Origin of the sequence: Caballeronia pedi (genome assembly GCF_001544915.2) — a bacterium.
GTDB lineage: Bacteria > Pseudomonadota > Gammaproteobacteria > Burkholderiales > Burkholderiaceae > Caballeronia > Caballeronia pedi.
The window spans coordinates 1-18,440 of sequence record NZ_FCOE02000054.1; the positions used below are offsets into that span (position 1 = coordinate 1).

Annotated in this window: 18 protein-coding genes; 9 read left to right on the forward strand and 9 right to left on the reverse strand. The window is 62.5% G+C overall.

Going from position 1 to position 18,440, the window contains the following annotated elements:
* The 3 genes from AWB80_RS38595 to AWB80_RS38605 all read left to right on the forward strand — a co-directional run.
* The coding region (locus AWB80_RS38595; RefSeq protein ID WP_208635749.1) for an electron transfer flavoprotein subunit alpha/FixB family protein at window positions 1-345 on the forward strand (345 nt) is incomplete at its 5' end.
* Between the two features lie 14 nt (window positions 346-359).
* The gene (locus AWB80_RS38600) at window positions 360-1,172 is read left to right on the forward strand and encodes an HpcH/HpaI aldolase/citrate lyase family protein (RefSeq protein ID WP_061179921.1); all 813 of its coding nucleotides are present in this window, start codon (window positions 360-362) and stop codon (window positions 1,170-1,172) included.
* Between the two features lie 106 nt (window positions 1,173-1,278).
* A complete protein-coding gene (locus AWB80_RS38605) occupies window positions 1,279-2,229 on the forward strand; it encodes a LysR substrate-binding domain-containing protein (protein WP_061179886.1) in 951 nt (316 codons plus the stop codon).
* Between the two features lie 2 nt (window positions 2,230-2,231).
* Here AWB80_RS38605 and AWB80_RS38610 read toward each other — a convergent pair whose 3' ends face one another.
* The 4 genes from AWB80_RS38610 to AWB80_RS38625 form a co-directional block, all read right to left on the reverse strand.
* Complete coding sequence (locus AWB80_RS38610) at window positions 2,232-3,410, reverse strand: CaiB/BaiF CoA transferase family protein (protein WP_061179887.1); 1,179 nt, start codon at window positions 3,408-3,410, stop codon at window positions 2,232-2,234.
* Between the two features lie 12 nt (window positions 3,411-3,422).
* Window positions 3,423-4,586: an acyl-CoA dehydrogenase family protein gene (locus AWB80_RS38615; RefSeq protein WP_061179888.1), complete on the reverse strand. Its 1,164-nt coding sequence runs from the start codon at window positions 4,584-4,586 to the stop codon at window positions 3,423-3,425.
* A gap of 21 nt (window positions 4,587-4,607) precedes the next feature.
* Window positions 4,608-5,450, reverse strand: coding sequence for an HTD2 family dehydratase (locus AWB80_RS38620; protein WP_061179889.1), 843 nt, complete (start codon window positions 5,448-5,450; stop codon window positions 4,608-4,610).
* 122 nt (window positions 5,451-5,572) lie between these two features.
* Window positions 5,573-6,520 carry a LysR family transcriptional regulator gene (locus AWB80_RS38625; protein WP_061179890.1) on the reverse strand — a complete coding sequence of 316 codons (948 nt, stop codon included), beginning with the start codon at window positions 6,518-6,520 and terminating at the stop codon, window positions 5,573-5,575.
* 127 nt (window positions 6,521-6,647) lie between these two features.
* Between AWB80_RS38625 and AWB80_RS38630 the strand changes: the two genes are divergently transcribed.
* The 3 genes from AWB80_RS38630 to AWB80_RS38640 are packed head-to-tail and all read left to right on the forward strand — an operon-like array spanning window position 6,648 to window position 9,294.
* Window positions 6,648-7,184, forward strand: a complete 537-nt coding sequence (locus AWB80_RS38630) for a thiamine pyrophosphate-binding protein (RefSeq protein ID WP_061179891.1) — start codon at window positions 6,648-6,650, stop codon at window positions 7,182-7,184.
* A complete protein-coding gene (locus AWB80_RS38635; RefSeq protein ID WP_061179892.1) occupies window positions 7,184-7,783 on the forward strand; it encodes a thiamine pyrophosphate-dependent enzyme in 600 nt (199 codons plus the stop codon). Before AWB80_RS38630 ends, AWB80_RS38635 begins: the two co-directional genes overlap by 1 nt.
* A 32-nt stretch (window positions 7,784-7,815) precedes the next feature.
* On the forward strand, window positions 7,816-9,294 hold the full coding sequence (locus tag AWB80_RS38640; protein ID WP_061179893.1) for an aldehyde dehydrogenase: 1,479 nt from the start codon (window positions 7,816-7,818) through the stop codon (window positions 9,292-9,294).
* A gap of 16 nt (window positions 9,295-9,310) precedes the next feature.
* Here the strand turns inward: AWB80_RS38640 and AWB80_RS38645 are convergent, their stop codons facing one another.
* Window positions 9,311-10,237: a LysR family transcriptional regulator gene (locus AWB80_RS38645; RefSeq protein WP_061179894.1), complete on the reverse strand. Its 927-nt coding sequence runs from the start codon at window positions 10,235-10,237 to the stop codon at window positions 9,311-9,313.
* A 102-nt stretch (window positions 10,238-10,339) separates the two neighbouring features.
* Between AWB80_RS38645 and AWB80_RS38650 the strand changes: the two genes are divergently transcribed.
* From AWB80_RS38650 to AWB80_RS38660, 3 genes are all read left to right on the forward strand, one after another.
* Entirely contained in the window at window positions 10,340-11,416 is a 1,077-nt protein-coding gene (locus AWB80_RS38650) for an Ldh family oxidoreductase (protein ID WP_087131946.1), read from the forward strand.
* A 62-nt stretch (window positions 11,417-11,478) separates the two neighbouring features.
* Window positions 11,479-12,798, forward strand: a complete 1,320-nt coding sequence (locus AWB80_RS38655) for an MFS transporter (RefSeq protein WP_061179895.1) — start codon at window positions 11,479-11,481, stop codon at window positions 12,796-12,798.
* Window positions 12,799-12,847: 49 nt separating this feature from the next.
* Complete coding sequence (locus tag AWB80_RS38660) at window positions 12,848-13,972, forward strand: L-talarate/galactarate dehydratase (protein ID WP_061179896.1); 1,125 nt, start codon at window positions 12,848-12,850, stop codon at window positions 13,970-13,972.
* Window positions 13,973-14,006: 34 nt separating this feature from the next.
* Here the strand turns inward: AWB80_RS38660 and AWB80_RS38665 are convergent, their stop codons facing one another.
* The 4 genes from AWB80_RS38665 to AWB80_RS38680 all read right to left on the reverse strand — a co-directional run bounded on the left by AWB80_RS38665 (window position 14,007) and on the right by AWB80_RS38680 (window position 18,092).
* Window positions 14,007-14,987 carry a transglutaminase family protein gene (locus AWB80_RS38665; RefSeq protein ID WP_061179897.1) on the reverse strand — a complete coding sequence of 327 codons (981 nt, stop codon included), beginning with the start codon at window positions 14,985-14,987 and terminating at the stop codon, window positions 14,007-14,009.
* 43 nt (window positions 14,988-15,030) lie between these two features.
* Window positions 15,031-15,330: a hypothetical protein gene (locus AWB80_RS38670; protein ID WP_244206980.1), complete on the reverse strand. Its 300-nt coding sequence runs from the start codon at window positions 15,328-15,330 to the stop codon at window positions 15,031-15,033.
* A gap of 139 nt (window positions 15,331-15,469) precedes the next feature.
* Window positions 15,470-17,434: an RICIN domain-containing protein gene (locus AWB80_RS38675; protein WP_061179899.1), complete on the reverse strand. Its 1,965-nt coding sequence runs from the start codon at window positions 17,432-17,434 to the stop codon at window positions 15,470-15,472.
* A gap of 28 nt (window positions 17,435-17,462) precedes the next feature.
* Window positions 17,463-18,092 (reverse strand): SCO family protein, encoded by a 630-nt coding sequence (locus tag AWB80_RS38680; protein WP_061179923.1) that lies wholly within the window; start codon window positions 18,090-18,092, stop codon window positions 17,463-17,465.
* Window positions 18,093-18,440 lie beyond the last annotated feature (348 nt).

Here is an 18,440-nt window from a genome sequence, read left to right on the forward strand (position 1 = left end):
ATCGTGTCGGGTGGTCGCGGTCTGGGCAGCGGCGAGAACTACACGAAGACGCTGGAGCCGCTCGCGGACAAGCTCAATGCGGCGCTGGGCGCATCGCGTGCGGCGGTCGATGCGGGTTACGTTCCGAACGACTATCAAGTCGGACAAACCGGCAAGATCGTCGCGCCGCAACTGTATGTGGCGGTCGGCATCTCGGGCGCGATCCAGCATCTGGCCGGCATGAAGGACTCGAAGGTCATCGTCGCGATCAACAAGGATCCCGAAGCGCCGATCTTCAGCGTGGCGGATTACGGTCTCGTCGGCGATCTGTTCGCGGTCGTGCCGGAACTGACGACAACGCTGTGAACGAGGACACTGTCATGATTGGTCGCGCGCAACCCCGCTCATTCCTGTTCGTGCCTGGCGATCGCCCGGAGCGTTTCGACAAGGCACTTCAAAGCGGCGCGGACGCTGTGATCCTCGATCTGGAAGACGCGGTATCGCCGGAGAACAAGAATGAAGCAAGGCGAGCGATCGAAGCATGGTTGACGCCCGATCGCCCGGTGCTCATCCGCGTGAATGCGCGAGGAACATCGTGGTTCGAGCAGGACGCGCAGCTTGGCAAGCTGCGCGGCGTCGGCGGAATCGTGCTGCCGAAAGCGGAAAGCGCATCCGACGTCGTCGAACTCGTATCCCGAACGAAGAGCAGGATGCCCGTCTACGCGCTCATCGAGACGGCGAAGGGTATGTTCAATGCATTGGAAGTCGCGCAAGCACCGTTCGTCCGCCAGTTGATGTTCGGAACGCTGGACTTCTGCGCGGACCTGAAGCTCGCTTCGGATGGCGGCGAACTCGACCATTTCCGCGCCGATCTCGCCGTCATTTCACGGGTCGCTGGCATCGCCCCTCCGATCGATGGCGTGACACCTGCCATCGGAGATGAAGACTTGCTAGGCGCCGAAACGCTCAAGGCAAGGCGATGGGGATTCGCCGGGAAACTCTGCATTCATCCACGCCAGGTTCCGATCGTGAATGCGGGGTTCGCGCCGACTGAAGACGAACTCGCATGGGCAAGACGTGTCGTCGAAGCCTTCGAAGCTGCCGATGGCGCCGCAGTCGCCGTCGATGGAAAAATGGTCGATCGCCCCGTCATGCAGCGCGCGCAGTCGATTCTCGATGCGGTAGGCGCATAAGTCGACATCGGCGGCGGCGGACCGCACCATCCGGGCGTGCAGGAAGCCCGCTGACCGGTGTCCGGGGCGTACAATGCCCTTCAATTCAACGCCCGACTCGCTGACCATGGACGTTCGCCAGCTGCGTTATTTCGTCAACATCGTCGACTATGGCAGTCTCGGCAGGGCAGCGGAAAAGCTATACGTCGCCCAGCCCTCCTTGAGTCAGCAAATGGCGCGCCTCGAAGAAGAACTCGGCGTACCGCTTCTGCTGCGCAGCAATCACGGCGTCACGCCAACGGCGGAAGGCAACTCGCTCTATCGGCACGCGCGGCTGGTGTTGCGCCAGATGGAGCAACTCAAACAAGAGGTGAGCAAAGGCGGCGGGGTGGAGTCGGGAACCGTCGCGCTCGGTCTGCCTACGACGATGGCCTCCGTACTCGCCGTGCCGCTCTTCGAGCGCGTACAGGACACCTATCCCGGCATTCGCCTGCAGTTCTTCGAGAGCATGAGCGGCTATCTGAACGAGTTGCTGGCAAACGGCCGACTCGATCTCGGCATACTTTTCCGCGAGTCGGACACACCGGGAATAGGCGCATTGCCCGTTCTCGATGAAACGCTGTACTTGCTGGGCGAGCCGGACATCGATATTTCCCCGCGCTCCAGCACATGTGCGCTGGCCAGGCTCGCGGGCGTCAAGCTGGTCGCGCCTGGCGTCGCGAATGGATTGCGGCTGTTGATCGAGCGCACGTTCTCCAGCGAGAACGTCGATTTGAACATCATCGCGGATATCGACTCCTTGCCGGCGCTGTTGCTCATCGCTCAGTCGGGCAGAGCGTGCACGATCCTGCCGGCTTCCGCCGTTGCACAGCTCGATGCATCGCGTCTGCCGCGCATGCGCAAGATCGTCGATCCGGTGATTCGCCGTCCCGCGAGCATCTGCTGGCCGAACAGCATGCCGATGCATGCTGCCACGGTCGCTGTCCGGCAGACCTTGGTCGAGCTGATTACCGAGCTCGTTGCGCGGGAGGGGACGTGGAAGGGCGTGTCGCTGCGCGTACAGGGCGACGCGCGCTAAGGTCAGATCGCGGCGGTTTTCCGCATTTGCTCTATCGCGCGATCGTCGAATCCGAGTTCCTTCAGGATCGGCACCGTGTGCTCGCCCAACGCGGGCACTGCGTCCATGCGCGGCTCATCCGTGGCGGAGACGCCGGGCGGATAGAGCGCGGGCATCTCGCCCGCCGCGGTTTTCACGCGCGTCCAGCGGTTTCGGGCATCGAGTTGCGGATGCTTCCAGACGGCGTGCATGTCGTTCATGTGCGCATTGGCGATGCTCGCTTTCTCTAGCCGCTCGATGACGTCCTCCGCCGAGCATTTCGAGAAGGCATCGACGATGATCTGCGTGAGTTCGTCGCGGTTCTTCGTGCGCCGGCTGTTCGACGAGAAGCGCTCGTCTTCCGCAAGCTCAGGGCGCACGATGACGACATTGCAGAAGCTCTTCCATTCCCGCTCGTTTTGCAAGCCGAGCATCACGGTCTTGCCATCGCCTGAAGGGAAGGGGCCGTAGGGAAAGATCGTCGCATGAGACGCGCCCGCAAGTGCCGGCGCGGGCTGGTCGTCGATCGAGTAGTAGAGCGGATAGCTCATCCACTCGACCATGCTTTCGAGCATCGATACGTCGATGTGCTTGCCGCGTCCTGTTCGGCCACGTTCGATCAGCGCGGCGAGAATGTTCGTGTAGCCGTACATTCCTGCGGCGATGTCCGCGATGGAACATCCTGCTTTTGCGGGTTGTCCCTTCGATCCGGTAATGCTCAGGAATCCTGATTCGCTCTGAATGAGCAGGTCATACGCTTTCTTGTCCCGGTATGGACCGTCGAGGCCGTAGCCGGATATGTCGCACACGATCAGGCGCGGATAGCGCGCGCTCAACGTTTCGAAATCGAGCCCGAGACGCTGCGTCGCGCCCGGCGCGAGGTTCTGAACGAACACGTCGGCGTCGCAGAGCAGGGCATGGACGACTTCGATCGCGGCCGGCTGTTTTACATCCAGCGTGATGCTTTCCTTCGAGCGGTTCGTCCAGACGAAGTGCGACGCAAGGCCGGAAACGCGCTCGTCGTAGTTGCGTGCGAAGTCGCCCGTTCCGGGCCGCTCGACCTTGATGACGCGCGCGCCCAGATCCGCGAGCTGGCGCGTGCAGAATGGCGCGGCGATCGCATGCTCGAATGTGACGACCTTGATGCCTTGAAGCGGACGCATGTCGGTGCCTCCTCAGAAGGAACGCGGCAGACCGAGGATGTGCTCGGCGACGTAGGACAGGATCAGGTTCGTGGAAATCGGCGCCACCTGATACAGACGCGTTTCGCGGAACTTGCGCTCGACGTCGTACTCGGAGGCGAATCCGAACCCGCCGTGAAACTGCAGACACGCATTCGCGGCTTCCCATGACGCATCCGCTGCAAGCAGCTTAGCCATGTTGGCTTGCGCGCCGCAGTGCTGATGCGCGTCGAAAAGCTCACATGCCTTGTAGCGCATCAGATTCGCCGCCTCGACATTGACCAGCGCCCGCGCGATCGGAAATTGCACGCCCTGATTCTGTCCGATCGGCCGGCCGAAGACAACGCGTTCCTTCACGTACTGCGAGACCTTGTCGATGAACCAGTAGCCATCGCCGATGCATTCTGCCGCGATCAGCGTGCGCTCCGCGTTGAGGCCGTCGAGAATGTACTTGAAGCCCATGCCCTCTTCGCCGATCAGGTTCTCGGCCGGAATCTCCAGGTTGTCGAAGAACAGTTCGTTGGTCTCGTGATTGACCATGTTCGGGATCGGCCGGACCGTCATGCCATGACCGATCGCTTCGCGAAGGTCGACGAGGAAGATCGACATGCCTGCGCTCTTTTTCGTGACCTCGGAAAGCGGCGTGGTGCGTGCGAGGAGAATCATCAGATCGGAATGCTGGATGCGCGAGATCCACACCTTCTGGCCGTTGATGACGTAGCGATCGCCCTTGCGTTGCGCGGTCGTCTTGATCTTCGTCGTATCCGTGCCGGTGGTCGGTTCCGTCACGCCCATCGATTGCAGGCGCAATGCGCCCGACGCGATCTTCGGCAGATAGCGTTCCTTTTGCTCTTTCGAGCCATGCCGCAGCAACGTGCCCATGTTGTACATCTGGCCGTGACACGCACCGGAGTTGCCGCCGGAGCGGTTGATCTCTTCCATGATGACCGACGCTTCCGTCAGGCCGAGGCCCGAGCCGCCGTATTCCTGCGGAATCAGTGCGGCGAGCCAGCCGGCCTGGGTCAGAGCATCGACGAAGGCTTCCGGATAGGCGCGTTCTTCATCGACCTTGCGAAAGTATTCGGATGGGAATTGCTGACAGAGATCGCGCACGGCATCGCGAATGTCCTGATAAGCATCGGCGGAGCTATTGAACATGATGAAATCTTCCAGAGCGTGTTAGGCGAGCGTGGCGCGGGCGGTCATGCCGATCCATCCTTCGTGGTCTCTCGACCACAGCTCGACCGTCTTTCCATCGGCCGACGGATTGCCGCACAGATGCAGGGCGTTTCCGGCGAAGCACGGACGCATGGCCTTGAAGGAAAATTCGACGACGCGGCCATCGGGACGCTGTCTGCGCACGAGATCGAGGAGCAGCGTTGCAATCAGCGGGCCGTGCACGACGAGACCGGGATAGCCTTCGACCTCGGTCACGTAAGGTTTGTCGTAGTGGATGCGATGACCGTTGAACGTCAGGGCCGAGTAGCGAAACAGCAGCACCTCGTCGGGAACGATGGTTCGTTGCCACTCGGCTCCGCCCGGCGCGGCCGTCGGCGCGGGCGCGGGTGCGCCGGGCGCGGCCGGCTCGCGGTAGACGATGTCATGCTCTTCTTCGATGCAGGCCACGCCGTCGCAGGCAATGCGATGCGAAACGGTCACGAAACCGAGCCTGCCGGTTCTTCCCTGCTTCTGCGTCACATCGAGAATGCGCGACTCGCGCAAGACCGGCTTGCCGACGATGATCGGTGATTCGAAACGAAGCCGTCCGCCCGCCCACATGCGGCGCGGCAGACCCAGGTCGGGAAGGAAATCGCCCTTTTGCGGATGACCGTCTTGCGCGATCAGCGACTGCGCGACGAGCGGACGGAAGAATATCCAGTGCCACAAGGGCGGAAGGGCTTCGCCGGCGAGCGGCGGCGTCGGGTAATCGAGCGTGGCGCTGAGCCCGGCTGCATGCGCGGGCGCCACCAGGTCTGCGGCTGCTTCGGTACGTTGCTGATATGCGTCGGACCGGCTGTTCATGCTTGTCTCCGATGCTGGTCTTCCTCGCGGGCGTGCCAGCTGTACGTTGTCGGTAGACAGACTGTATGGGATTCGCTCACAACGCGGAAATACCAGTTTCATGTGCCGGTCATAGGGTCATCCTATTGCGCGCCGCCGGTGGCTTCCTGCAAGAGCTGCGCCGTGGTCCATGCCCCGCCGCGCACAGCCTCGCCAATCTGCGCAACCAGCAAATCGACGACGCATCGCACCGCCGCCGCGACGCGCCGGTTGTTCGGCATGGCGAGCACGATCCGCCGTGACAGCAGCGAATCGGCGAGCGGCGCGGCGCTGAGCCGTCCCGCCGTGAGGTCGTCGGCGATGGCGATGCCGGGCAATATCGTCACGCCGTGTCCGCCGGAGACGAGTCCTTTCTGGACGCTCATCGCGTTGGTTTCGGCGGCAACGGTGAGCTCGATGCCGGCGTTCACGCAGGTCTGCTCGACGAGCGAGCGAATGCCGTGCGGCGCGTTCGGCAGGATCATCGGCAAATGCGCGACGTCCGCGAGCGCCACAGGTTCATCGGCGACGAATCCTGCCTCGGGCAGACCGACGATCCACAGTCTCTCCTCGACGAGCGGCGTCACGGCAAGAACCGGCGACGGCTTGGGATCGTAGAGAAGCGCGGCGTCGGTTTCGTTCTGTTCGAGCCAGTTCTGCAGCGTGCCGGTATAGCCCATCAGGACTCTCAATCGAATCGCTGGATAACGCGATGCCACTTCCGCCACGAGATTGCTGGCCAGCAGGTCGCATGTGCTCGGCAGCAATCCCACGGTGACGGTGCCGCTGACGCCTTCCGACACGCGCAACTCCGAGCGCGCCCGATCCAGTTCGGCGAGCGCGCGGCGCGCATGTTCGACGAACATGGCCCCGGCTTGCGTGACTTCCATTCCGTATCGGCCACGGGCAAACAGCGCCGTACCGACGTCTTCTTCGAGCAGACGAAGCTGCCGCGACACCGCCGGCTGAACGATATGCAGCAGGCTGGCCGCCCGCGTGACGCTGCCCGTGTCAGCGACCGCGATCAACGCTCGAAGCTGTTTGATGTCCATTACGCGCGCTCCGGAGAAACCCTGGCCAATGCCAGAATCGAATGCAGGAATCACGAAATTCTATTTCAGAGCGTCAGGAATAGCGAACTATGATGACTTCGCCAATGCCGGTTTCCAAGGAGGAGTGATGAGTTCGACAGAGATGCAGGCGCCCGCCTGGCAGCGGGAGATTTTTCAGGTGCTGAAAGAAGGGGGCGTCAAACAGGTCGCCTACGTTCCGGATGCGGGACATTCGCACGTGATTCGCAGCGTCATCGCAGATCCCGAAATCGAGGATGTGGTGCTCACCACCGAGGAGGAAGGTGTCGCGGTGACGAGCGGCGCGTGGCTCGGCGGGCAGCGTGCAGTCCTGCTCATGCAGAGCAGCGGCGTGGGCAATTGCGTGAACATGTTCTCGCTGCTGTCGAGCTGCCGGTTTCCGTTCTTCACGCTTGTGACGATGCGCGGCGAATACGCCGAGTTCAATCCGTGGCAGGGACCGATGGGAAAAAAGACGCAAGCCGCATTGGAACTGATGGGCATTACGGTGCTGCGCGCGGACGATCCGGAGCAGGTCGGCGAGATCGTCAGCGCGGGTTTCGACGCCGCATTCGAAGCGGGCGAGCAAGTCGCCGTTCTGTTGTCGCAAAGCCTGATCGGGCGCAAGAAATGGGAGAGAAAGTAATGTCGACTCGTACTGATGCGATTGAGACGATTGATCGTCGGGCTTTCGTTGCAGGCCTCGTCGAGTCTGTGCCCGATGCGCTGATCGTGACCGGCCTGGGATCAGCGTCATATGACGTGTTCGCCGCCGGCGATCGCGATGGAAACTTTTATCTGTGGGGCGCAATGGGCGGTGCTGCGTCGCTCGGCCTCGGCCTCGCGCTCGCGCAACCCGACAAGCCCGTCATCGTCATTACGGGCGACGGCGAGCAGTTGATGGGCATCGGCAGTCTCGCCACCATCGGCGCGAAACAACCCAGGAATCTGTCGATCGTGGTGCTCGATAACGGCCATTTCGGCGAAACGGGCATGCAACGCAGTCATACGAGCCTCGGTACGGATCTCGTTGCCGTCGCCAGGGGATGCAACGTGTCCGACGCAAGTCGCATTCAAAGCCTCGATGATCTGCCCGGCCTCGTCGAACGGATTCGTGCAAAGACCGGGCCGCTCGTGGCGCAGGTGTTGATCGCAGCCAACGAACCGCCGCGCGCGCTTCCTCCGCGCGATGGCGTATTCGTCAAGAACCGCTTCCGCGCGGCGCTGGGTTACGCACCGTTCTAAGCCCGCTCTACCGATCCTTCCAGGAGAATTCGATGGAACATTATCGTCACTACGTCGACGGTGCAGACCTCGATCCTGCAACGGGCGAATGGTTTGCGAGCGAAAGCCCCTTTACGGGCGAGCCGTGGGCGCAAATCGCGCGAGGCGATGCAGCCGACGCCGAGCGTGCGGTCGATGCCGCGCATCGCGCGTTCGCGTCGGGCGAGTGGCCGTCGCTGACGGCCAGCGCTCGCGGTCTGTTGCTGCATCGCGTCGCGGATCTTGTCGCTCGCGACGCCGCGAAGCTCGCCGAAATCGAGGTTCGGGACAACGGCAAGTTGTACTCCGAGATGCACGCGCAACTGAGCTACATCCCTCAATGGTTCCGTTACTACGGCGGCCTCGCGGACAAAGTACAGGGCAGCGTCATTCCGCTCGACAAGAAGGGCTACTTCAACTACACGCGGCATGAACCGCTCGGCGTCGTGACCATCATCACGCCGTGGAATTCACCGCTGATGTTGCTGACCTGGAAGCTCGCCCCGGCGCTCGCCGCGGGGTGCACGGTGGTCATCAAGCCTTCCGAGTTCACCTCGGCGTCGACGCTCGAATTCGTGCGGCTATTCGAAGAAGCCGGCTTTCCGCGCGGCGTCGTCAACGTCGTGACGGGCTACGGCAATGAAGTGGGCGCGGCGCTCGTGTCGCATCCGCTGGTGCGCAAGATCACGTTCACCGGTGCGGACTCGACGGGCCGGCGCATCAACGAGCAGGCCGCCCGCGATTTGAAGCATGTAGGGCTCGAACTGGGCGGCAAGTCTCCGAACATCGTCTTCGCCGACGCCAATATCGACGATGCCGTCAACGGCGCCGTCTCGGGCATCTTCGCGGCAACGGGTCAGACGTGTATCGCCGGCTCGCGGTTGCTGGTGCAGAAGTCGGTTCACAATGAAGTGGTCGATCGTGTCGTGGCGCTCGCGAAAACCGCGCGCATGGGCGATCCGATGAGCCCGGAGACGCAAGTCGGTCCCATCACGACGCGCCCCCAATACGACAAGGTGCTTTCTTATATCGGCATCGCGCGGGAAGAAGGGGCGAGTCTCGCGCTGGGTGGCCGGAAAGCGGCGCGGGCTGAATGCGGAGACGGATGGTTCATCGAACCGACGATCTTCACGGGCGTTACGAACGACATGCGCATCGCACAGGAAGAAGTGTTCGGTCCGGTGCTGTCCGTGATTCCGTTCGACGACGAGGAAGACGCGGTCGCCATCGCCAACGATGTCCGGTTCGGGCTGGGCGCAGGCGTCTGGACGAGTGACATCGGACGCGCTTTTCGCATGGCCGAACGCATTCAGTCCGGCACTGTCTGGGTCAATACCTACCGCGCAGTCAGCTACATGTCGCCATTTGGCGGATACAAGGACTCGGGCCTTGGCCGCGAGAACGGCATCGACGCGATCAACGACTTCCTGCAGACGAAGAGCGTCTGGATCAATACGGGAGCGAAGACGGGCAATCCATTCGTGATTCGCTGAGTTGAAGCTCGGCAGGCTAGGCAGTCCCGGCTTGCGTGTCCGGCCTGCGAGTGGCCGCAGCAAAGAACTCGGTCAGATAGCGCAGCGCCGTTTCGCTGACCGGGTTGCCCGTGTCATTCCGCCAGGCAAGCACAAGCTCCGCATGGACGGCGTGCGCCTCGACCAATGGCCGGAAGATCACGTTGTCGAAGTGGATGCTTTCGGCCGATCGCGGAACGAGCGCCACGCCCAGGTCCGCGCCGACCAGAGCCAGGATCGAATGCGTCTGGGTGACGTGCTGCGTCTCCGCCACGCGCACGTTCATGGCCTGGAGAAGCCCCGTGATCAGTCCATGAAAATACGCACCCTCGACGGGCGGATAGGTAATGAGACTTTCGCCGGCGAGATCAGCGACGGCAACACTCGGTCGTTGCGAAAGGCGATGCTCCTTCGCCACGGCAAGCACCAGCGGTTCGCGAAACACACAGACAGAGCGCACGCCACGTTCGAGGATCGGCGGTCGCGATAACCCTATGTCGATCTGCTGCAAACGCAGTGCGTCGAGTTGCTGCGCCGACGTCATTTCACGCAGCGTCAGCGACACGCTCGGCATTCGCTCGCGAAGCAGCTTCACGAATCGCGGCAGGAACTGATAGCTCGATGCCGCGGTGAAACCGATGGTCAGGGAACCCTCGTCGCCTGATGCGATGCGTCTCGCGTCGATCACAGCCGCATTCGTTTGCCCGACGATCAGTCTCGCCGAGCGCGCAAACGCAGCGCCCGCAGCAGTGAGACGGATGTTGCGGCCACCACGATCGAACAGGTCGAAGTCGAGCGCATGTTCGAGCGCCTGAATGTGCCGGGTAAGCGGCGGCTGCGTCATGTTCAGGTGCTCGGCCGCGCGTCTGAAGTTCATTTCGTCGACGACCGCGAGGAAGCAGCGCAACTGGATATAGGTAATCATTGATACAGAATAAGTATCAACCGATTCCCAAGCAAGCCTTTTCGGTATCGGAATTCATCGCTATCGTGGTGCATCAACTGGCAACCACACGCGCTCCGACCTATGTCCACCATCGAAACCGCTGAAGCAATCCGCCGCTCCGACAAGGCGCTCACCCTGCTGGCCGACAGTCTCTTGCGCGCGGCGGGCCTGGAAAGCGAGAAGGCGCGCGCTGTCGCCGATCTGCTCGTTCTCACCGACATGATGGGGCGCTCGACGCATGGTCTCGCTCAGTGCAGCCCCTACCTCGACGAACTCGCGAGCGGGAGGATGACGGCCGCAGGGCGGCCGGAAGTCGTGCGCGACCTGGGCGCCACCGTCGTATGGGACGGCAACTATCTTCCCGGCTTGTGGCTCATGCAGGAAGCGCTATCGCTCGGTTTCGAGCGCATTCCCGAATGCGGCGTCTTTACCTTCTCGATGCGCAGAAGCCATCACATCGGCTGTCTCGCCGCGCTCGCGAAGCAGGCCACCGACCGGGGCTACTACGCGATGATCGCGTCTTCCGGTCCTCACACGAAACTCGTCGCGCCGTTCGGCGGCAAGCAGGGGCTGTTCAGCCCGAATCCGTTCGCGTTCGCTTTTCCGACGACCCGCTTTCCCGTGCTGGTCGATACCTGCGCATCGATCACGACCGTTTCGATGACGCGCCAGAAAGCGGCGGCGGGCGAGCAGTTCGATCACGCATGGCTTCTCGATTCCGAGGGCAAGCCGACGCGTGATCCCGGCGTCATGGAACGCAGCGAGCGCAAGGGCAGCCTGATGTTGCTCGGCGGAGCGGATTCGGGCCACAAGGGATTCGGTCTCGCATTGATGATCGAAGCACTGACGCAGGGTTTATCGGGCTTCGGACGCATGGACGCGCCGACGCGCTGGGGCGCGAGCGTCTATCTGCAGATCATCGATCCGGCGGCATTTGCGGGCGCGGAAGCGTCGATTGCGCAGATGGACTTCTTCGTTGCGCAGTGTCATGCCAACGATCCAATCGACCCCGCACAGCCCGTGCGGCTTCCCGGTGAACAGGCTTCGCGCAACATCGAACAGAGCCGCCGTGACGGCATTCTTCTGTCGCCTTCGACGGTTGCCGCACTGAGGCGCTGGGCTTCGAAACTCGATGTCGATGACCGCATTCTCGTGTGACGGACTGGCGCATAAGCCGGCAAGCCACGAACCAAAACCAATAGACGGAGACAGGCGAAATCATGAAGGACGACGCAAGCGCGGCGGCTCTGCCGCAACAACTGGCAAGAACCGAGGGACGGACGAACGTCCGCTGGATGATGCTCGGCCTGGTTTTCATCGGCACGATCATCAATTATCTGGACCGCGCGAACATGTCGGTCGTCGCGCCGCTGATCTCGAAAGAGTTCAGCATATCGCCCGTGGCGATGGGCTTTCTCTTCTCCGCATTTTCGTGGGCGTTTGCAATCTCCACGATTCCGGGCGGATATCTGCTCGACCGCTTCGGCACGAAACTCGTCTACGGACTCTGTCTGACCGCCTGGTCGCTTGCGACGACGCTGCAGATTCTCGCGGGCGGATTCGCGTCGCTGTTCGGTCTGCGCTTTGGCGTCGGCGCTGCCGAGGCGCCCGCGTTTCCGGCGAACAACAAGGTCGCCACGTCGTGGTTTCCCCAACGCGAGATCGGCGTCGCGGGAAGCGTCTGCTCGATGGGCATCTATCTCGGCACGGCGCTTCTCACGCCTGTGGAGTTCTACATCGCCGAGCGTTATGGATGGCGCGGCGTGTTTCTGTCGTCGGGTGTCGTCGGACTGATCTGGGCGGTGGTCTGGTTTCTGTTCTATCGCGAGCCCGGCAACAGCAAGCTCGCGAACAGGCAGGAGCTCGACTACATTCAGCAAGGCAAGGCCGCGGGCAGCCCGGCAGGCAAAAGCGCTGGCTTCCGTTGGGAACACTGCCTGAAGCTGCTGAGCTTTCGCCAGATGTGGGGCGTGTGCATCGGCAAGTTCGCCGCGACCACGACGCTTTACTTCTTCCTCACGTGGTTTCCGACCTATCTCATTCAGGCTCGCGGCATGACCATGCTGCATGCCGGCGCGGCGGCGATTGGCCCGTATCTCGCGGCGGCGGCCGGCGTGATGTTCGGCGGCTGGTGGGGCGACTGGATGGTTCGCAAAGGCTTTTCGGTGACGTTCGCGCGCAAGCTTCCGATGGTCATCGGCCTCCTGCTGACGGGTTCGATCGTCCTTGCAAACTTCACGACGTCGAATTCGATCGTCATGGTCATCCTGTGTTTCGCCTTCTTCGCACAGGGCATGTCATCGACGACCTGGGTGATCCTTTCCGAAATTTCGCCATTGAAGCTGGTGGGCATGACGGGAAGCATCGCGAGCTTCGCAAGTAATATCGCCGGCATCGTCACACCGATCACCATCGGCTTCATCGTTCAGAAGACGGGATCGTTCGAATGGGCGCTCGGCTTCTGCGCGATCGTGTCTCTTGTCGGGGTGCTTTCGTACACCCTGCTCATGGGTCCGGTCAAGCGGCTGGAAGTCGAGTGACGCCGGCGCTCTGTTCAATCGAATCAACAATCAGTCAGAGGTGAAGTAAATGGCGCATCACGACGACAAGATCAGGCACGTCGAGATTTCTCTCATTCAGGTCCCGCTGAAAAACGCCGTCAGCGACGCGAAGGTATTGACCGGCCGCCAGCAGCCGCTTTCGCATGTGGCGGTGTTGACCGCCGACATCGAGACCGTTCACGGCGCGCGCGGCTTCGGCTTCAGCTACACGTTGCGCGCGGGAAGCGCGGCAATCTTCGCTCACGCTCGGGAACTGGCGCCCTTCCTGATCGACGAGGACCCTAACGATATCGGCCGGCTTTGGGAAAAGCTCGCGTGGCAAGGCGCATCGATCGGTCGCAGCGGCCTCGCCGTGCAGGCGATCGCGGCTTTCGATACGGCGTTGTGGGACCTCAAGGCGAAGCGCGTCGAACTGTCCATCGGCAAGTTTCTCGGCTGCTACAGGACGGCGATTCCCTGCTACAACACGTCAGGCGGATACTTGAACGCCACGCTGGATGAAGTCCTGCGTAACGTGGATACGTCGCTGGACAAAGGTCTCGGCGGCATCAAACTGAAGGTGGGGCAGCCGGATTTGTCGAAGGACATCGAGCGCGTGCGCGCGGTGCGAAAGCACGTCGGCGACAGCGTGCCCATCATGGTCGACGCCAATCAGCAGTGGGACTATACGACCGCCTTGCGCGCCGGCTGCGAACTCGACGAGTTCAATCTCGTCTGGCTCGAAGAACCGCTGAGCGCATACGATTACGCGGGACACGCGCGACTGGCGGAGAAGCTCAAGACGCCCATCGCCACGGGCGAAATGCTCAGCAGCGTGGCCGAAGTGCAGAATCTGATCGAACAGCGCTCAGTCACGTTCCTTCAGCCCGACGTTCCGCGCGTCGGCGGCTTCACGCCGTTTCTCAGGATCATGGCTCAGGCCGAACAGCACCGGCTCAAGCTCGCGCCGCATTTCGTCATGGAGCAGCATGTCCATGTGGCGGCGGCGTTTCAGAACGAGACGTGGGTCGAGCACATCGAATGGCTGGAGCCGATGTTCAACGAACGCCTCGAGATCAAGGACGGGTTGATGTATTTGCCGACTCGGCCGGGTGTCGGGTTCAGTTTGTCCGGGCAAGCGCTCGAGTGGCGCGTGGCGCACGCGCGCGTCTGACTGATTCCGTCATGTGCGCAGTGCTCCTGGCCCACTACGGACGTTCGCCGACAGATGCCGGCTGCGCCTGTTGTTCGATTCGCCGCACGCTGACGCGGACGTCCATGCTCATGAAGTCCTGCGCGTCACCGAGCCAGGAACCGCACACGGGCGCCGCCTGTTCGGGCTTGCGCGTGAACGCCACGCGGATCAGGTCAGTGCCGCCGACCAGTGAGTTGGTCGGATCGTATGGCACCCAGCCGGCTCCTGGCAAAAAGACGTGCAACCATGCATGGGTCGCGCCGGCGCCCGCCACGAGCGGCTCGTCGCGGCTTTCGACCTGTCGCGCGCCCTGCTGCAGTCCCGTATTGCGTACCGCTGGGGGAGCCGGCGTGTCGAGCGCCTGATCGTACAGATACCCCGACACGAAGCGCGCGGCCAAGCCCAGCCCGCGCACCGTCTCCATCATCAGCAGCGCGAAATCCCGACAGGTGCCACTGTGCCTGTTCAGTGTCTCGGATGGACGCTGGGTGCCCATGGCGTCACGCGACTGGTACTGGAAATCGCTGCGGATGGCTGTGTTGATATTGGCCAGGATGTCGCGCGTGTGGGTGGTGCCGCGGCGGGGGAGAAACTGCGCCACCCAGTCGCGCAGCACGGGCTGATCGTCTGGATATTGCGGCGGCAGGAAGGGCGCCAGGTCGAGCCGATCCTCGTCGGTATACTGGAACGGATAGTTCTCGGCTTCGGGCGCCACCGGCAACTCCAGATTCTTGACGCCGAAATGCTCGATCACGAAGCGCGCGTGGAATTCCAGCGTTTCGGCGGGCACCCGTGGCTCGACGATCGCGACCGAATTGGAGAACACGTCCTGCATCCAGAACTGTGTGCTGTGCGGCGACACCGCCAGTGTCGCCGACAGCACACGGATGTCGTGCGCGGCGCGCGGCCGGAACATCACGCGGTGCGGGGAAAACTCCACTGGCTTGCTGTAGCGATAGGTCGTGACGTGCTCGACTTCGAGAAAGACGGACATGTGCGACCTCGGCCGGGCGCGAGAACATTCGATCAAGATACCATCATTGGTGCACGACGTAGCGCCAGAGCGCCATGCATTGCGCATCGGCAATCCGATAGCGGGGCATCGACTTGCGAAGCAGGACGCCCGCCGGGTCGACACCCTCTCTGACCGCACGGCAGAAGGCCGTCGCGTCATAGTGACTGATCGGCCCTCCACGGCGCTGTGTCGCGGCGAGCAGGGAGTCGTGCGTCAGCGGTGGCGCAAAGGCTGCCGCCGTCGGCGTGCCTGCATGACAACTGACGCATCGAGTCGTCCAGGCAGGCAACGGGCGATCGTCGTCGCGCAGATGCGCGGACATCGGCTGCTGTCCGTTGAATATCGCACAGCCCAGGTTGGCGGGTTCGCACGCGGCCTGCGCATGTGCGGAAGGTGTCATCGCGACAAGGGCAAGTCCGATCGCGGCGGTTCGCGTCACAGAGCGAAATGGCCGCGCCATTTCAATGCACCAGCAGCACGCGCGAGACACTCGGCACGCCCTTCGCGTTCAGGGCGAACAGCATGTAATAGCCGGGAACCACGACGCCGGGATCGGAAGGAATCTTCAACTGATATTCACCGCCGGTACCCACCGTGAACGTAAGCGGCACGCGTCGCTGCTCGTTGTTCAGCGAATGCGTGACCGACGAGGAGCGCATCAGCGTGAATGCACTCATTCCCCTGCTGGCCGTCACGACGATCGTCGTGCCGAGCTGCGCGTCGGACGGCACGGAATTGAGACTGGGCCGGGACGCGGTCGAGCCGTCCGCGTTGAGCAGATACGGCGGCGTCAATATCTCCACGTCGGTGTGGTTGGTCGCGCAGGCTCCGCACAATCCGCCGCCGCCGCTCAGCACGCGCCCGTCGTTCAGGAGCAGCGCGACGCTGTGATAGGTGCGCGGCACGGCCTGAGCGGCGAGCGGAGAAAACGCATTGGTCGCCGGGTCCCACAGTTCCGGGGTGAGGATCGCGTTGTCGTCCGAGAAAGGCGCAGCAAAAGTCTGTCCGCCGACCACGACGACCTGTCCGTTCGGCAGCACGACGCTGTTGCTGAACGCGCGCTGGTAGATCATCGGCGCGATGGTCTGCGTCACCGCCGTTCCGTTACTGATGTTGATGAGCGTCGCATTGGACGTGGCCTGAGATTGATCGTAGCTCGGCGCGCCGCCGACCGCGAGAATCTTGCCGACGTCGTACATGACGGCGTTGCCGTTCATCGCATCGCTGTCGCGCCCCCGGTTGCCTGCCTGGGTGACGCTGCCGTTGCCGGCTGTATCGAACCAGTGCATGGCCCGGCTGGGGCCCGCGTGAAACACGCGTCCATTGGCGACCGCGAACAGCCATGCGTGATTGTCGGCGCGAAATACGCCCGCGTTGTCGTTGGTGAGGATGGTGTCGTCGGTGATGGCGCCGTTAATCTGCCAGCCCGAACCCGGGGTCCAGGTCTCACCGGTCTTTCCCCCGAGCCCGCCGTTCCACGAGCCGCCCACCAGGAACACGTTGCCGTTGCTCAAGGTCACGCTTCCCTGATAGCCGCGTGAAATGTTCATGTGATCGCTCGCGGTCCACGTGTTCGTCGAAGGCGAATAAATGCTGGTCAGTCTCGTGCTCGAACCGCCGGTGACGAAAATCCGGCCATCGGGGAGATTGGCGATGCCCGGGCAGAACATGTCGTGTCCGGTATTGCTCACGATCACTTGCCTGCTGTTGCCGGTCGATGGATTGAAGATTGCCGTGTAGGTCTTGCCCGGCGTGACCTCGCCGGTGGTGAAGTTGAGCGCGCTGTCCGCAGACCAGACCAGCACGTTTCCGTTGGGAAGATTGGCGGCCTGCAACGGGACGAGCGGCACCGTGATGGGCGCCGTCCACTTCGAGGGCAATACGGTTCTCGGCGCCGGCAAGCCGCTCACTTGCCAGGTCTGTGTCGCGCTGCCGTTGCACACCTGTTGCGTGAGCTGGACCCCCTGGGAGGTCGTACTAGACGCGCTCACGCACAAGCCGCTATGTCCCGCGACGATTGCATAGCCCGCGCCTTGCGGCATCAGCGAGAAGGCCTGATTCAAGCCGCCATTGCAGGTCCACTGGATGATCGGGCCGCCTGGGTCGCGGGCCTGGCCCGACACGTCCAGGCACAGGCCGCTGTTCTGGTTGACGAGGTTGTACCGGGTGCCGGTCGCAACAGGGAGCCATTTCTGATTTGCGCCGCCCCAGCAGGGCCAGGAAATCACGGGTGCTCCCGGCGCCAGTGCCGCACCGCTGACGTCCGCGCACATGCTGGTGCCGCTCAGCGTGATGGGGGCGGAGGTTTGCGCCCGGACAGCGGGCGATATGCCTGCCAGAGCCAGCGGCAATGCCATCGCCAGCAAAAAGCGCATGCATCGGACGAGCAAGCGGGCCGCGTTCCTCGTCGAAGGAATTGCTGGCATGGTTTCGCTCCGCGTGGAGGAAGTCTGCTTATGTACGTGCAAGTGCGCGGAGCACATCGCAGAGATCGTCGACGCGGGGAAGGTCAGCGCTTCGCCAGCGCAACATCGCGTTGGCGTCGAAGCAATACACCTGTGTCGAATGATCCGCGATGTCGCCGAGGGGCCTGTTGCTGCCTGAGAGCGCCACTCGCATCCGGTCTACATCAGTAAGTGCTGGCGTCGCCGCAATCCACGCCGGACCCGCCCGGAAACGCGCAAGCCAGGCGCGCAATGCCGGCGGTGAATCCGAAAGCGGATCGATTCCGAGCGACAGCAATTGCACGGGACGATGAGCGCGGATTTCCGGGATCCGTTCCTGAACCGCGCTGAAAAGCGTTCCTTGCAGCGGGCATACCGTGCCGCAGCCGGTGTATATCGTCTGCAGTGCGGTAACGCCCTGGCGGAGCAAGTCGTTCAACAGCCGCTTTTTGCCCGACTGGTCGACGAGCAAGGTATCGTCGAGGCGAACCGGCGGCGTGACGAGTCCCAGCCCGCCATGTTGTGCGAACGAGAAAGGGGACACTGCGCCAAGCGCGAGTGCAGCCATGTCGCAAAGCAGAGCGCGGCGAGTCAGGGCGAAAGCAATCGCACCCATGCCGGATTTCAGACCGTCGGGCATCTTTTCCTGACTCACCGAATTCGTCCTCATCGACACGTTTTACGATCCCCGTTCCGGGCTATCACGGTGCGACTTGTACGTCGAACATCCGGCCTGACCGGTGCGAGCAGATGTGTCGCAGCCCTTGGCTCTTTTGTATTGCAATATCTCCGGATCGAAGACTAGCAGTCCAAATCGGCAAGAAACGTCCGGAACGATAAATAAATAGGTAAATATGTGTCCTCGGATACATTCGCTTTCAAGGTTCGTGAGCAATAGCGTCATTGCCGCCCTGATTCGAAATCAGGCCGCCCGGTTGCACCCGAACGTTCGTTGGCGAGAAAGTCCGCTTTTTCTGTCACCATCGGG

Coding starts and splice junctions, on each gene's coding strand:
- AWB80_RS38600 (WP_061179921.1), top strand. CDS start 360: ATGATTGGTCGCGCGCAACCCCGCTCATTCCTGTTCGTGCCTGGCGAT.
- AWB80_RS38605 (WP_061179886.1), top strand. CDS start 1,279: ATGGACGTTCGCCAGCTGCGTTATTTCGTCAACATCGTCGACTATGGC.
- AWB80_RS38610 (WP_061179887.1), bottom strand. CDS start 3,410: ATGCGTCCGCTTCAAGGCATCAAGGTCGTCACATTCGAGCATGCGATC.
- AWB80_RS38615 (WP_061179888.1), bottom strand. CDS start 4,586: ATGTTCAATAGCTCCGCCGATGCTTATCAGGACATTCGCGATGCCGTG.
- AWB80_RS38620 (WP_061179889.1), bottom strand. CDS start 5,450: ATGAACAGCCGGTCCGACGCATATCAGCAACGTACCGAAGCAGCCGCA.
- AWB80_RS38625 (WP_061179890.1), bottom strand. CDS start 6,520: ATGGACATCAAACAGCTTCGAGCGTTGATCGCGGTCGCTGACACGGGC.
- AWB80_RS38630 (WP_061179891.1), top strand. CDS start 6,648: ATGAGTTCGACAGAGATGCAGGCGCCCGCCTGGCAGCGGGAGATTTTT.
- AWB80_RS38635 (WP_061179892.1), top strand. CDS start 7,184: ATGTCGACTCGTACTGATGCGATTGAGACGATTGATCGTCGGGCTTTC.
- AWB80_RS38640 (WP_061179893.1), top strand. CDS start 7,816: ATGGAACATTATCGTCACTACGTCGACGGTGCAGACCTCGATCCTGCA.
- AWB80_RS38645 (WP_061179894.1), bottom strand. CDS start 10,237: ATGATTACCTATATCCAGTTGCGCTGCTTCCTCGCGGTCGTCGACGAA.
- AWB80_RS38650 (WP_087131946.1), top strand. CDS start 10,340: ATGTCCACCATCGAAACCGCTGAAGCAATCCGCCGCTCCGACAAGGCG.
- AWB80_RS38655 (WP_061179895.1), top strand. CDS start 11,479: ATGAAGGACGACGCAAGCGCGGCGGCTCTGCCGCAACAACTGGCAAGA.
- AWB80_RS38660 (WP_061179896.1), top strand. CDS start 12,848: ATGGCGCATCACGACGACAAGATCAGGCACGTCGAGATTTCTCTCATT.
- AWB80_RS38665 (WP_061179897.1), bottom strand. CDS start 14,987: ATGTCCGTCTTTCTCGAAGTCGAGCACGTCACGACCTATCGCTACAGC.
- AWB80_RS38670 (WP_244206980.1), bottom strand. CDS start 15,330: ATGTCCGCGCATCTGCGCGACGACGATCGCCCGTTGCCTGCCTGGACG.
- AWB80_RS38675 (WP_061179899.1), bottom strand. CDS start 17,434: ATGCCAGCAATTCCTTCGACGAGGAACGCGGCCCGCTTGCTCGTCCGA.
- AWB80_RS38680 (WP_061179923.1), bottom strand. CDS start 18,092: ATGCCCGACGGTCTGAAATCCGGCATGGGTGCGATTGCTTTCGCCCTG.